Genomic DNA, 13,134 nt, shown 5'->3' on the forward strand with positions numbered 1-13,134 from the left:
GGGCTGCTGAGAGGGAACGCGCCGGGTCGACGAGGGCCGCGGCGGCGACGCGTGGGCCCTTCACGCGTCGATCCAGGGCTCTTCCGGGTCGGCCTCGGCGGGGTCGGGGGCGCACACCTCGAAGCAGGCGCCGTCCGGCGGCCGGAGCCGCCGCCCGTCTGGGAGCCCGATGGGGTCGTCCGCGGGCGCTCGCAGCTCCACGCGCCACCCGTGCGACTCGACGACCTCGCGGACGATGTCGAGGCCGTACCCCGTCCCGTCCGCTCGCGTGGTGAACCCCGACTCGAACACCGACTCCCGGTGGTCGGGGTCGATCCCCGTCCCGTCGTCGGCGACGAGGAACCCCTCGTCGGTGGCGGTGACGAGGACGGTGAGGTCGTCGCCGTCGGATGGGTCGTCGCCCGACGCGCAGCCGTCGGAATCGTTCCCGCTCGCCTCTGCCGCGTCCGCCGTCGCGTGTTCCGTCGCGTTGCGGAACAGGTTCTCCAAGGCCTGTCGCATCCGGCCGCGGTCGCCGTACATCCGGGCGTCGCGGGCGACGACCAACTCCGCGTCGTCGCCATCGGCGGCCGTCTCCCAGGCGTCGTGAGCGACGCCCGCGAGCGCGAACTCCGCGGGCTCGTCCATCCCGGTTCCCTGCCGCGCGAGGGTGAGCAGCTCCGAGACGAGCCGGTCGATCCGGTCGACGGCGCGCTCGCCGCGTTCGAGGGGCTCCGTCTCGTCGCGGTGCCGCGCCATCTCGATCGACCCCCGGATCACCGACAGCGGGTTCCGCAGGTCGTGCGAGACGATGCTCGCGAAGCGGTCGAGCCGCTCGTTTCTGTCGGTGAGCCGCCGCTCGCGCGCCTTCCGCTCGCTGACGTCGCGCGAGTTGATGAGCAGTTCGCCGACGGGGCTGTCGGCCGGCAGCGACCGCGTTCGCGACTCCAGCCAGACCCAGTCGCCGTCGGCGGCCCGGTAGCGGTACTCCAGCGTGGGCGCCGCGTCGGGCTCGCCCAGCGCGCGGTAGAACCGCTCCGTCACGCGCTCGCGGTCGTCCGGGTGGACGTAGCCGAGCGGCGAGCGCCCGACGGTCGACCCCTGCTCGTAGCCGAGCACCTCCTCGACGGAGGGGCTCTCGTAGACGACGAGGCCGTCGCCGTCGACGACGGTGACGAGGTCGCTGCCGTACTCGAGGAAGGCGCGGTAGCGCTCCGGGAAGGTGCGGTCCGCGTCGACCCGGCGGACCGTGACGATCCGGCCGCCGAACTCCGGGGCGAGATCCTCGTCGACGACGGACTCGACCCACGCGTACCCCCCGCTCGCGCGGCGGACCCGGTGGGTGACCGTCCGGCTCGTCGCGACGGCCGAGAGGGCGTCGGCCACCGGTTCGCGGTCGCTCGGGTGGACGCGGTCGAGGAGGTCGCTCCCGACGAGCGCGTCGCGCTCGACGCCGACGACGTCGGGCACCGACGGCCCGGCGAACAGCACCTCGCCGTCCACGGCCACGGCGAGCAGGAACCGGTCGGGCTCGATCGGGCGCGACCACCCCTCCGCGGGCGTCGCGCCGAGGCCCCCCGACCGCTCGTCGGCGTCGGTCGGCGGCGTCGGAGGTCCGCCGGCGTCGGCGCGGTCGTCCGACCGACCCGCCCGCTCCGCGTCGGCGGTCGGCGCGTCGGTCGCGGCTCGGTCGTCGGGGTCGGGGGCGTCGCCCTCGTCAGCGCCGCGGACCGGCGTCGACGTGTCGGATGGCCGGAGGGTCACGGTGAGTTCTATCGGCCGTACGGACGCGAGGGGATAAAACCGCGCGGCGGAAGAATCAAACGCGATAATTCCGTTCGGACGTCGGGCCGATCCGGGTCCGGCGCGACCCTCGGGCGCCGTGGACTTCTCGCGGCTCGCGAGACGTCGCCCTCGCGGGCCGTCACACCTCGTCGACGACGGTCCCCGCCGCCCACGCGGCCTCGAAGCCGTCGCGCACGCGGGCGGCGAACCCGCGGTCGCGCAGGTCGAGCATGCCGAACAGCCGGTCGGGCGCGAGGGGGTCGGCGACCTCCAAGCACACCTCCTCGCCGTCGATGAGGTAGAAGTTCCCGTACGCGTCCTCCGTGATGCGCAGCTCGAAGGGGCCCTGCGCGATCGTCAGCGTCGCGCGGTCCTCGTCGACCGCTCGACGCGGATCGTGTACGCCGTCGAGTCCGACGCCAGCGACGCCGAGATCACCGCCGACGCCCGGCGCGTGGCCGACCGCTACCGCGGGGACGCGACCGCGACCGGCCAGATCGTCGTGTTCCAGGCGGTCGCGGACACGATATTCGACTCCGCGATCGTCTCGCTGGCGGCCGCGCTCGGGCTCTCCGCGGTGTTCCTCGTCATCCTCTTCTGGCTGCTGCTCGGCAGCCCGACGCTGGGGCTCGTCACGCTCGTCCCGGTGACGGTCGCCGTCGCGACGCTCACTGCCACGATGCGGCTCGCGGGCATCCCGTTCAACGCGATCACCGCGACGATCCTCGCGATCACCATCGGGCTCGGCGTCGACTACACCGTCCACGTCGCGCACCGCTTCCACGACGAGTACCCCCGCGGGGGCGACGTCGACGCCGCGGTAGTCACCACGCTCCGCGGGACCGGCGGCGCGCTCACCGGCACGTGGGCGACGACCGCGCTCGGCACGGGCGTGCTCGTCTTGGCCATCACGCCGATCCTCGGCCAGTTCGGGCTGCTCACGGCCGCCAGCATCACGCTCGCGTACCTCGCGTCGCTGATCGTGTTGCCCCCGGCGCTGGTCATCTGGGTCGCCGTCGTCGAGCGCCGCCCCGGACTGCTGTTCGTCGGCCGCTTCCTCGCAGCCGCCGACGTGATCCCGACCGACGAGGGCGACGCGACCGACCGGGCCCGCACCGACGGCGGGACGGACGACTCCGGCGTCGCCGACGACGCCGACGCGTTCGAGTGGCAGACCGACCCGCGGCCGCCCGCCGAGGACCCGAGCCAGAAGCGTTAAACGCTCGCCGCGGATACCCGGTCGTGAGGGCGCGTAGCTCAGCGGACAGAGCACTTGGTTCCGGACCAAGATGCCGCGGGTTCAAATCCCGTCGCGCCCGCTTACTGACGGACCGTTTCACGACTAATGCTAATTCTACCGTAGCGACTCGCTACGCGACGGAATCGACCGAATCGGTTCCCTCGAAACCCGGTCCTGAAATCGGGTTGAATACGGCACCGATCGCGACCCCTTCGCGTCGGGTGATCGACCCGACCAACTTCGGGGTGATCTCTGAATGATGGACCTCCGGGTTGAGCCGGACGAGTCCGGGGTCTGTCTGGAGTGCGGGTCGCACCTCCCGCCGCGATTCGGTCGGGTTCACGGCGACGACGACGACCGCGCTCACCGGTGTCCCGAGTGCGACTCGTGGGTGCGGATCTGCGAGGGAAGCGCGGCCGGGAAAGATGTCGTCACGCCGGACCCGCAGACGAGTCCCGCCCGCAACGCCGGCGAGCCGTGGGACGGAGGGCTGTCGGGATGAACCCGTTCGTGCGTGCGAGCCGGCTGTACGACCCGGCACAGGGCCCGCGGTCGCACGTCCTCGACGCCGCTCGGCTCCGGTGGGAACGCGACGCCGAACGGGGGCGGTCAGCGTGAGCGATCAGTCTGATCGGATCGTTGACCGTCTGCTTTGCCTCGACCTCTTCGCGGGTCTGGGTGGATTTTCCGCCGCGTTCGAGGAGTCGGATCGGTGGGACGTGGTCACGGTGGAGTTGGAGAAGGAGTTCGATCCAGATATCCAGGCCGATGTAATGGACCTTCGGCCGGGAGATCTCCCGAACGCCGATCTCGTTCTCGCCAGCCCGCCGTGTACCTACTTCTCGACAGCCGGGAATCACCATGCGTGGGACTTCGAGACGCATCAACCAGTCACAGAAGAGGCCCGTGAGGCGGTCGCACTTGTCTTCCATACGGTCGGTCTGATTCGCGCTCTCGCTCCGGAGTACTGGTTCCTTGAGAACCCGCAGGGCCGACTCCGTTGGTTCCTCGGGGAGCCGGCTGGAGAGGTGACTTACTGCCAGTACGGCCGCCCCTACATGAAGCGAACCGACCTGTGGGGTGACCACCCGCCGATGATGTACCGGTCGTGTTCGCGAGGGCGGCCCTGCCACGAGGCAAACGTCGAGTACGACGGGACGAGCGCGACTCGAATTCTTGGGGACACACCGGCCGAGCGGGCGAAGGTGCCGTACGAACTCTCCGCTGCGATTCGAGAGGCAGTTGAGGCGGCGATCGACGGTCCAACGACCGAGCAGTCGGAGCTAACCGAGGTGGCGTCGCTTGCCGAGTGACGCCGTCCAATCCGATAACGGAGTCACTCGCTCCGGCGAGACCGCCGCGATCTTCACGTCTCACGGCGTTCTCGACGCGTCGACGACGATCCTCGCGGCCCGAGCGGTCGGTCCGAGCGCCGAGGCGAACCCGATCGTCCGCGAGTTGCTCGCGATGGGCGAGCTGCCCGCGGCGGTCGTGATGCTCGCGGTCGTCGGCTTGTGTTGCGGTGCGTGGCCGGTCGCGGCCGACGCCCTGGAGGCGCCCGAGTGGGTCGGCCTCGGGATCGCGACGATCGGCGCCGCCGTCGCCGCGGTGAACTTGGTGGTGGTGTTCGCGTGAGCCGCGCGAGCGGTCCCGTCTCGTCGAAGCGGGCGGGAGAGAACGCCGAGGCTGCGATCCTCGAAGCGGTCGACGGGCTGGCGTACGTCCCCGACACCGAGACCGAACACGTCGACGCTCGCGCCGAGACGCTCGTCGTTCCGTCGCGGTCGCTCCCGTTCGTCGGTATCTGCCTGCTCGAAGCCGGCTCGCTCGTCGAGATCAAGAGCGCGATTCCGCGGCTCGCGAGCGGCCGCCGCGGTCGGTTCTACCTCCGGCGCGAGCAGCACGAGCTGCTCCGCGACGCCGGCGGGAGCTACCTCTTCGCGGTGTGTGAGCCCCGACCCGGCCGCAACCCGGTCGCGATGAAGGTCGTGCCCGCGACCGTCGTCGACGACGCGATCACCGCGTGGCGCTCCGGCGGGGACGACCGCCCGGAGTGTTCGCAGGTCGCGTGGTCGCGGATCTTCCACCCGAGCGAGGTGGAGCCGTGAGTACCGCCGCCTACGGGCTTCGGCGGCCCGTGGCCCGCTGGGAAGGGAACGAGAAGTACGCGGCGTGTCCGCGGTGTCAGGATGAGGTGACCGAGACCCTCGGAGCGCCGGCGATCGCGACGCTCCGGCTCGCGAACCAGAACCCGACGCGCGCCGACGGCGACGCGATCAACGCCCGCGGGTACACCTGCGAGGCGTGCCGGTACGTCCTCGCGATCGCGCCCGAGGCCGCGATCGTCGACGTCGACGATCCGACCGACGACTCCGACCGGGCGTCGTGGATCCGACTCGGTGCGGTGTTCGTCGACGGCTCGAAGCGGCCGATCGTGGTTCCCCGTCGCGAGGTGAGCTCGCGATGAAGGCCGTCAAGACGGCCCCGCACGAGTACATGGCGAATTACGTGTACTCCGGGCTCGGGGCGTGGTTCGGCGCCGCGCGGCTCGTCGACGCGACCGGGAGCCGGCGCGGGAGCTTCACGCTCGACGGCGAGAAGTGGCGGGTCACCCTGTCCTATCAAGAGTCCGGACTCGCCCCACCGGACGGCGGCGAGACGCCGGACGGGACGCGCGTCGACTTCGACACGCTCCGGGAGTTCCGGCTGAACGCGGTCGCCGACGACGAGGTCGGCGAGCGGAAGGTGAAGGCCCTGATACAGCCCCGGTGGCGCGGGCTCGAATCCGAAGAGGGGCAGTCGGTCGCGCGGCCGATGTGGGACCTCGGCGACGCGGTGAACGTCCGGGTGAACGCGTCGAACGTCGAGTTCGACGCGGTCGAGTCGGTCATCCAGCGGGCCGCGGGCGCGGTGACGCTCGATCCGATGTACTTCGAGAGCCGCAACGACGAGTACAGCGTCGTGATCGACGCGGCGCGGTACGTCCGGATCGACCGGGACGTGTGCGGTGCGATTCACTCCCGGGAGGGCCCGCTCGCGCGGATGGGTCACCTGCTCGAAAGCGATCGCTCGGGGTACCGGAAGGTCGTTCAGGACGATACCGAACGGGCCGGCTACTACCACACGGTGACGCTCGGGCCGAAGCGCATCCGTGAGTGCTTCCCGGACCACGGGATCCCGAAGGAGTTCAAGCACTACTACGCGCGGAACGCCGAGTCGCTGCCGGACGAACATCCGCTCGCGCACCCGAAGCTCGAAGCGTCCTATCAGTCGAGCCGGTGGGACGAGACGCTCCGGCCCGTCGACCACGCGGAGATCGCCGACGAGCTCGAAGAGGCGATCCTCGCGACGCTGAACGAGTCGGGGCTACCCACCCAGCCGCTCGACGACGACGGACCGGGCGGCGGTCGCACGTTCGTCGAAGATACGTACTTCGAGGCGGAGACCGTCGACCGGTCGCGCGTGCTCCCGCTGAACCTCGAACGCGTCGAGAGCGACCAGCGGAACGTGGTCGTCCGGCAGCTCGCCGACGGACTCTCACCCGTCGAGTGGGACTCGCTGAAGACGCTCGTCGCTGACGGCGGCGACGTGTCGCCGGCCGAGATCGCGGACGAACACGACTGGCACCCGGACAGCGTGCGCCGGGGGCTGCGGCGGATCGAGAACATGGTCGTTCGCGAGCAGGGGTCGGTGGCGTTGCGGTCCCACCACGTCGCCGAGCAGGTCGTTGAGGCGCTCGACGCGGCGCGTGAGGGCGTGCGGAAGGCGATGGGGACCGCGGCAAATGCGGTCCAAAACGCCGAGCGTGCGTCCCTCGACGAGCGGACGGACGAACTGATCGCGTTCTGCCAAGCGAACGGGATCCACATCGACGAGCGGGAGGCGCACCTTCGAGTTCGGATGGGGAACCTCGCGGGTGAGTCGTGGTCAGAGCTGGTGACGCGGCTCAAGCGGTACTGGGTCGGTGCGGGTCGCGATCCAGAGCGACTGAAAGAAGCGGTGTCGCACTACCGGGACGCGTCGGGACCGAAGATCCGGCCGGTGCGGAGTGCGTGGGGGAAGGGTCAGACGCTCCGGTAGCGCGGCCCCTCGTGAGTGGCAACACTATCCAGATCCTCTTTTCGCGGCCGTTTTCGCCTCAATCGACCTTCTCGACCGGCGGGTTCGCGACGATCTCGACCGCAACACAAGCGCGATCTCGGTCTCGACGAGCTGCTCGTCGACGCCGAACCGACACCGGGGGGTCGGTTGGCGGTTAGGGGTGTGGCTAAGGCCACACAGCTAAGGTACTCACTCATCTTTACTGCCGAGTCGACTGGCTTGTAAATTCAGTACTCGTTGAGATTTGTATTTATTGACCGTTGAGCCTCTTCTCTTAATACGTGTTTGAGGTGCATAACGTTGTGAGCAATCTTTGATAAGTCTCGTTCAATATTATCATCTAGGGCCTCATTTTCTTCAAGATAATGATATAAATCATCTACCATGGTTTCTACTTGATCTAGCCTCTCCACGATCATCATATAATCCTGATCGAACGCGTCACCGAAGATATCTTCAATATATTCTGGCGGGATAACTTCTTCTGGCTCTTCCAATTTATTTTGAAGTGTGATTATATTTGTACGGACTTCGGTGAGTGTTTCCATGATATCTGCCATTGAACGATCATCTGGATCCGTACTATCTTTTAAATCTCTAAGGTTAAGCGCGACTGAGATCGGTGTCTCAATGTTCTGATCACCTGAATCAAGATTGCTAATTTGGTCTCTGATATCACTTTTCGCATTTTCAACAGATTCAATATCTGAAAGATCAATTTGTATAGTTCGTGTCCCAGCAACGTCAAATGGAATACTGTCATTTACACTGATCAGCTGTATAAGAGGCTTCTGTAATGCGTGTCTAATAGCAAGCTCGTAGAACACATTCGCATTACTCCCCGTCAGATCTGCAATAACAAGTGGACTGTCTACAATATGATCTATTATTTGACTTGTTATCATACCCGGTTCAGCGATCTGATCTGACCGAATTGGCTCATATCCGTGAGGGCTTACAGCTGGCTCAATCACATATTCAAATAATTTGTCCGACCGTTCTCTTGTGTCGGACCCTTCTTCACCGATAGGAGATACGACAAAGCATGTGTCTTCATCACTCATATATCAACGTTCAAATTTGAAACAAAAATAAGTTCGGTATGACTTGAAGAGACCAGATGCTAGAACTTGGGCTTCGCGACTATGAGACCGATAGTGCGTCTCACCGGGATTCGTCCAGTTAGTGATCTCCAAGTCCCGAGCGCGAACCGTCCGCGACGACACGACCGTGATCTCTCTCCCTTCCGCTCGGTACCACACGAGCGCGTAGCCGCCGTCAGCGTCCGCGAGCGTCTCGTGTTGGTCCTCCCAGAACTTGAACGTCGGTCGGACGCCGTTGACCATCGAGCCCTTCACGTCCCACGGGCGGCCGTTCTCGTCGGTCGCGTCGAACTTGAGCCCGTCCACGACCGGATAGTCGAGCGTGAGCGGGTAGCGGTCCGTCGCCCACAGCTCGACGAGCTTCCCGTACCGACCGACGATCGCCGGGTCGTAGCTCATAGGCGTCCTCGTTTGGGTTGCGGTTGGTCGCCGCGCCGATCGGCGTCGACGAACGAATTTCGACCGAACCCCGGCCGTGCGGCCCTCCGCGGATTCGGACCCCCCGCCGCGATCGCACGCGTATAAACAGAGGTATGCGCCGGGGCGGGCGGCTGAATGAACGCGTGAATCCCCACCGCGTCTATCGATTCACGCGACGGCATCGTTCACTACCTCGCCGTGGTCGCCGTTCCTGTATTCAGCCATCCGGTCGGAGACCCACGCCGCGGAGTAGCCGACGAGGTCGCCCGCCTCGGCGTACGTCATCCCGTGATTCTCGACCGCGCGGATCGCCTTGCTCACCGCTTCCTCGCGCCGGACCGAGTCGGCGTCGACGCCCTCGCTCTCGTCGTCCTCGTCGACGAGCTCGATCGCGAACTCGCTCGGCTCGTGTTCCGGGTAGTCCGCGGCCGTGTCGGTCAGGCCCTTGTAGTCGCTCCCCTCTTCCCAGTCGTCCTTGCCGCCCTCGCTCTCTAAGAGGCGAGCGCGACCGGGGTCCGACCGCGAGGGCTTCTCGATCGCGAGCGACGCGACCCGGCGGATCGACTTCGCGGTTTTCGTCCGCGTGTGTCCGACGAGCAGGACGCTCCCGCGCTTCGGATTCGGTCCGTGTTTGGACTCCTTCTTGCGGATGAAGAGCAGCGAGTCGGAGAACTGCTCGGCCGCCTTGTTGCCCGAGCCGAACCCGGAGAGCTCCTGGGCAATCTCGTCGAGGACCGCCAGCACCGGCCCCTCGATCTCCGCCATTGCTTCGAGCATCTCCCGGTCGGAACGCACCACGCGGTCGAACCCGTCCCACGACGTGTTTCCGATGAGCGCGCCGCCGGTCCGGATCTTCCACGACATCGCCACGTCGAGCGTCGTCGCCGTCTTGCCCGAGCCGGGCGCCCCGAACACGAGCCCGATCGCGCCCTCGTGCGCGAGCTCGCCGGCGGCGTCGCGGTACAAGTCGCCGCCTTCGCGTTCCTGCCCGGTGAGGCCGGTCGCGCTCTTCATCTGCGAGACCGACCCGTGTCGCACCGCCTCGTCGATCGTCTCGGTCGCGGCGTTGGAAATGATGAGCCGGCCGATCCGGGTTTCCTCGATCGGCTCGTCGAGCAGCCCGTCGTAGTAGTTGAGAACCGCGAGCGTCCGGCGGTCGTCGACGAGCCCGGCGTACCCGCGGACGTGTTCGCCGGGGTCCTCGCCTCGGAGCGCGCTCGCGAGTTCGGCCGCCGCGTACGCGCCGGTCTTATCGCTCATCGTCCACCTCCAGCGCCTCGGTCTCGTCGAGCAGCTCGAAGCCGATCGTGTCTCTGTGCCCGTTCCGCTCGGTGTCGACGTCGTCTCCCTTCATGCTCTGTGGTTTCAGATCGTCCGGTAGTTCCTCGTCGAGGACCGCTGTGACGGTCGCGCTGTCGTCGTCGAACGACGGCGTGAGCGTCGGGTCGAGGATCGCCTCCTGGTCCTTGAGCCGGCGCTTGTCGAGCGTCCGAGCGATCGACCGGAGCCGACGCTTGAGGCGCCGCGCCTCGCGGGCGTCCGGCTCGAACTCGTCGCGGAGCTCGGCGATCGCTTCCATCGCGTCGACGACCTGGACGTCGCCGGCGAGCTCGGAGCCGGCGACCGACTCTCGCCAGTTGGCGACCGCGACGTTGTCCTCGGGACGGTACTCGCGGACCTCGTACACGCGCTTCGCGACGGGCCACTCGAAGAGGCTGCCGGCGTGGACGTCCATGTCCGCGAACTGGTCCTCGGAGAGCTCCCAGATCGACCCGCCGGTGTCATCGCTGGCGTCGAACGCGACGAGATAGATCCCCTCCTCATCGGGGAGTAGATCGGCGACGTACCCGCCGGCGACGTACCCGCCGATCGCGATCGCGACGGCCGCGGTCGCGACGACGCCGGCGCCGTCGACGTTCCACGGGTACGGATACCGACCGCTCTCGGCGCCGGCGATGAACAGCAACACAAGTCCGCCGGAGAGAATCGGGCGCTCGCGGGCTGCGGCGACCGGATTCATAGCACCCTCTCGACGGATTTCTCTTCATCCTCGCGGCGCTGCTTGACGACGCGGTAGGTGAGACCGGCGCCGCCGATCCCCGAGAAGAGGATCAACAGCTGCGCGCGCTCGTAGCTGATCGGCGGGCGGTCTGGCGTCGTCTGCCCGGTCGAGACGTAGGCAAACCGGTTGTTCGCGATGCTGCCCGGCGTCGTCATGGTGACGGCCGCCTGCCCGGCTCGCAACGGGACCGAGACAAAAATCTCGGTCTGCCCCTCTGGGAGCCGATGCTGGTAGATACGACCGGAGCCGGAGCCCTCGCCGAACTGAACCGCCTCGGTGAGGGTGATACGCGTCGACTCGTCGGTCTCGAAGAGCAGTCTGAACCCGCCGCGGTCGCGGTCGTACTCCCACTCGACGAGTCGGGTGTCGGCGTCGATCTCCTGCGCGTACGTCTCGGGCTCGCCGACATCGACGGACGTGTTCGTCTCTAAGCCGGGACCGCCGTCGTCTTGCGCGGCGGCGCCGCCGACCGCAACACAAGCCGCGAGGCTCACCGCAACACAAAAAATCAGGACACGTCGCATGGTTAGACCCCCGGAATCGCCGACCGGATCGTACTCTCAACGAACCCCCACGCGAGTCCGATCGGGTCGTAGCCGAGGGCCACCATGACGATCCCGATGAACACGGCCGCCGTGCCGACTTTTAGAATCGGCTCGACGACGAACGACAGGATCGACAGGTACGGCGCGAGAGGGTTGATCATCAGCTGTTACCTCCCTGTCCGAAGAGCGCGTACACGACTCCCGCGCCACCGACTACGGCCGCGATGAGTCCGACATCGGGCGAGTTCCCCTCAAACCAACCGGCACCGGCGCCGCCTGTGCTCTGAGATTCCTCGTACTTTTCGATCAGCTCCTGATTCTGCTGCTCCAGCTGGTTCCACTCGTCTTCCGTGATGTAGTTCGAATCGTTCTGCGGCTCCGACGACTCGAACGACGCGCTCGACGTCTGCTCGCCGGTCTGCTCGTTGACAATCGACTCGACGGTGAACTCCTTAGAGAGGTTCAGCGTCTCGTACTGAGTCTCGTCGGCACCGGACACGTACTCGACGGATTCGACCTCGGTGATGTTTGTCTCAAGGTCTCCGCTCGCGTCGTACGAATAGGTCCCGTCGCCGTTGTCGGTCCAATCGCTTGCGGGGACCGAGACGGTCTCGCCGGCCGTCGTCGTCACGTTCAGGACTGTTCCCTCGTAGGGCTGCGCAGTGAGGGTGATCGTCCCGCCGTCGACGCCGGTCTCGTAGGCGTCCCACGTACCGGAGAGTTGACTCACGTCGGCCGTGAGATAGACGTCTCCGGTGAGCTCACTCGGGACGTACGTCGCCCCCGATTCGATCGGTCCGTCCGACTCGTCGGTGAGGCCGATCGTTCCGGAGAGCGTCGCGCCGGTCTCCGAGATCGTCACCGTCACTTCACGCTCAGAGTCGATCGGGATGTTGAGTGCGGCAAGGTCGGCGATCGCCTGTGCCTGCGACTCTTCTTCAGGGAGCATCGCCGCCCGCTCGCGGGGCGTGATGAGCTCGGTGATTTCAATCTCGCCGCTTTGAACGTCGCCGTAGACGTTCGTCACCCACGTCGAGATGCCGTCGCGGACATTTTGGAACGTGGTTTCCATCTCTTCATTAATACTTTGCCAATCACCATCAAAGAGGTATTCAAACGTCTCACCACCGTAAGACACTCTAACCGCAGGGTTTGAACCAATCCCCGTAACGGAATTAGTATTAAGCGGAGAGTAACGGATAACAGAATCCCCGGCGCTGTTGGCCGTTTCCAATTGGAGTAGGTCTAACTCCGAGCCATCAGGGAACGTATGTGTAGTTGTAACAGAGGTTGCGGTATGGTGTTGAAATTCATCCCCGTCAAATATTTTGTAGGGCTGAATGACATCAGTTACACCAGCGTCAGGGTGCGATTCGAGAGAACCCACAAGAGCAACGAGTTCATTAACAGACTCATTCCACGTCTTGAGGAAGTTCTTTCGGACAGTCGTTTCGTAGGTGTCTATCGCGCCGGTTGCCGCGTCGAGGACCGCAGACTCAGAGGAACCGGCGTTTAGTTCCTCGATGGCGGCGATCTTCGCCTCGGTATAGGCGGTGTGTTCGACGCCGTCGAGGATGTTCTGGTTGTCGACGATCGTGCTCGCGTTCGTCGATTTCCGCGTCCGGGCGGTCTGATATACTTGTTGTTTCAGAACATCAGCAGTCAGGCCTTCAGCCGGCGAATCAGACCCGAGTACTTCGTACTCGCGGAGCGCCCACCCGAGCGCGACCGGCGGGCTCACGGCGGCGAGCGCCGCAGTCTTACCGACGCTCCCCCAGTCGATCGCCGCGGCCGGGCGCGCGGTCGAGCCGAGCGCGCCGACGCCGGCGGCGGCGCCGACGCCGACCGCCGTCGTCCGCAGCAGTCCCCGACGAGTGATCCGGGGCGAATCTGGTTGTG

The 13,134-nt window shown here is 66.2% G+C and carries 14 protein-coding genes, 1 tRNA gene and 2 pseudogenes; 8 read left to right on the forward strand and 9 right to left on the reverse strand.

Annotated elements, in window-relative coordinates:
• Positions 1-60 precede the first annotated feature (60 nt).
• Entirely contained in the window at positions 61-1,743 is a 1,683-nt protein-coding gene (locus DVK07_RS11455) for a PAS domain-containing protein (protein WP_121597189.1), read from the reverse strand.
• A gap of 160 nt (positions 1,744-1,903) precedes the next feature.
• Positions 1,904-2,161, reverse strand: a pseudogene (locus DVK07_RS24270) (TrmB family transcriptional regulator); the annotation flags it as partial.
• On the opposite strand from DVK07_RS24270, the pseudogene DVK07_RS11465 reads away from it, so the two are divergent.
• From DVK07_RS11465 to DVK07_RS11500, 8 genes and pseudogenes are all read left to right on the forward strand, one after another.
• Positions 2,147-2,983: pseudogene (locus DVK07_RS11465) on the forward strand (MMPL family transporter); the annotation flags it as partial. The pseudogenes DVK07_RS24270 and DVK07_RS11465 overlap by 15 nt on opposite strands.
• Positions 2,984-3,010: 27 nt before the next feature.
• Positions 3,011-3,083, forward strand: a tRNA-Arg gene (locus DVK07_RS11470).
• Positions 3,084-3,263: 180 nt separating this feature from the next.
• Entirely contained in the window at positions 3,264-3,506 is a 243-nt protein-coding gene (locus DVK07_RS11475) for a hypothetical protein (RefSeq protein WP_121597190.1), read from the forward strand.
• A 112-nt stretch (positions 3,507-3,618) separates the two neighbouring features.
• Entirely contained in the window at positions 3,619-4,317 is a 699-nt protein-coding gene (locus DVK07_RS11480; RefSeq protein WP_121597248.1) for a DNA cytosine methyltransferase, read from the forward strand.
• The gene (locus DVK07_RS11485) at positions 4,307-4,639 is read left to right on the forward strand and encodes a hypothetical protein (RefSeq protein WP_121597191.1); all 333 of its coding nucleotides are present in this window, start codon (positions 4,307-4,309) and stop codon (positions 4,637-4,639) included. The genes DVK07_RS11480 and DVK07_RS11485 overlap by 11 nt, the downstream gene beginning before the upstream one ends.
• The gene (locus DVK07_RS11490) at positions 4,636-5,112 is read left to right on the forward strand and encodes a hypothetical protein (protein WP_121597192.1); all 477 of its coding nucleotides are present in this window, start codon (positions 4,636-4,638) and stop codon (positions 5,110-5,112) included. Before DVK07_RS11485 ends, DVK07_RS11490 begins: the two co-directional genes overlap by 4 nt.
• Positions 5,109-5,471, forward strand: a complete 363-nt coding sequence (locus DVK07_RS11495) for a hypothetical protein (protein WP_121597193.1) — start codon at positions 5,109-5,111, stop codon at positions 5,469-5,471. Before DVK07_RS11490 ends, DVK07_RS11495 begins: the two co-directional genes overlap by 4 nt.
• Positions 5,468-7,084: a hypothetical protein gene (locus DVK07_RS11500; protein WP_121597194.1), complete on the forward strand. Its 1,617-nt coding sequence runs from the start codon at positions 5,468-5,470 to the stop codon at positions 7,082-7,084. The genes DVK07_RS11495 and DVK07_RS11500 overlap by 4 nt, the downstream gene beginning before the upstream one ends.
• 248 nt (positions 7,085-7,332) lie before the next feature.
• Here the strand turns inward: DVK07_RS11500 and DVK07_RS22170 are convergent, their stop codons facing one another.
• The 7 genes from DVK07_RS22170 to DVK07_RS11530 all read right to left on the reverse strand — a co-directional run bounded on the left by DVK07_RS22170 (position 7,333) and on the right by DVK07_RS11530 (position 12,976).
• Entirely contained in the window at positions 7,333-8,169 is an 837-nt protein-coding gene (locus tag DVK07_RS22170) for a hypothetical protein (RefSeq protein WP_147441146.1), read from the reverse strand.
• Between the two features lie 3 nt (positions 8,170-8,172).
• Entirely contained in the window at positions 8,173-8,607 is a 435-nt protein-coding gene (locus DVK07_RS11505; protein WP_121597195.1) for a hypothetical protein, read from the reverse strand.
• 189 nt (positions 8,608-8,796) lie between these two features.
• On the reverse strand, positions 8,797-9,888 hold the full coding sequence (locus tag DVK07_RS11510; RefSeq protein ID WP_121597196.1) for a hypothetical protein: 1,092 nt from the start codon (positions 9,886-9,888) through the stop codon (positions 8,797-8,799).
• Complete coding sequence (locus tag DVK07_RS11515; RefSeq protein ID WP_121597197.1) at positions 9,878-10,648, reverse strand: hypothetical protein; 771 nt, start codon at positions 10,646-10,648, stop codon at positions 9,878-9,880. Before DVK07_RS11515 ends, DVK07_RS11510 begins: the two co-directional genes overlap by 11 nt.
• Complete coding sequence (locus DVK07_RS11520) at positions 10,645-11,214, reverse strand: hypothetical protein (protein WP_233565412.1); 570 nt, start codon at positions 11,212-11,214, stop codon at positions 10,645-10,647. Before DVK07_RS11520 ends, DVK07_RS11515 begins: the two co-directional genes overlap by 4 nt.
• A gap of 2 nt (positions 11,215-11,216) precedes the next feature.
• Positions 11,217-11,396 (reverse strand): hypothetical protein, encoded by a 180-nt coding sequence (locus DVK07_RS11525; RefSeq protein WP_121597199.1) that lies wholly within the window; start codon positions 11,394-11,396, stop codon positions 11,217-11,219.
• Positions 11,396-12,976: a hypothetical protein gene (locus DVK07_RS11530; RefSeq protein WP_199719473.1), complete on the reverse strand. Its 1,581-nt coding sequence runs from the start codon at positions 12,974-12,976 to the stop codon at positions 11,396-11,398. The genes DVK07_RS11525 and DVK07_RS11530 overlap by 1 nt, the downstream gene beginning before the upstream one ends.
• Positions 12,977-13,134 lie beyond the last annotated feature (158 nt).

This window comes from Halorubrum sp. Atlit-26R (genome assembly GCF_003666015.1).
GTDB lineage: Archaea > Halobacteriota > Halobacteria > Halobacteriales > Haloferacaceae > Halorubrum.

Excerpts from the sequence above, each read along its gene's own strand:
- DVK07_RS11510 (WP_121597196.1), bottom strand. The coding sequence starts at position 9,888 with ATGAGCGATAAGACCGGCGCGTACGCGGCGGCCGAACTCGCGAGCGCG.
- DVK07_RS11500 (WP_121597194.1), top strand. The coding sequence starts at position 5,468 with ATGAAGGCCGTCAAGACGGCCCCGCACGAGTACATGGCGAATTACGTG.
- DVK07_RS22170 (WP_147441146.1), bottom strand. The coding sequence starts at position 8,169 with ATGAGTGATGAAGACACATGCTTTGTCGTATCTCCTATCGGTGAAGAA.
- DVK07_RS11520 (WP_233565412.1), bottom strand. The coding sequence starts at position 11,214 with ATGCGACGTGTCCTGATTTTTTGTGTTGCGGTGAGCCTCGCGGCTTGT.
- DVK07_RS11505 (WP_121597195.1), bottom strand. The coding sequence starts at position 8,607 with ATGAGCTACGACCCGGCGATCGTCGGTCGGTACGGGAAGCTCGTCGAG.
- DVK07_RS11515 (WP_121597197.1), bottom strand. The coding sequence starts at position 10,648 with ATGAATCCGGTCGCCGCAGCCCGCGAGCGCCCGATTCTCTCCGGCGGA.
- DVK07_RS11525 (WP_121597199.1), bottom strand. The coding sequence starts at position 11,396 with ATGATCAACCCTCTCGCGCCGTACCTGTCGATCCTGTCGTTCGTCGTC.
- DVK07_RS11475 (WP_121597190.1), top strand. The coding sequence starts at position 3,264 with ATGGACCTCCGGGTTGAGCCGGACGAGTCCGGGGTCTGTCTGGAGTGC.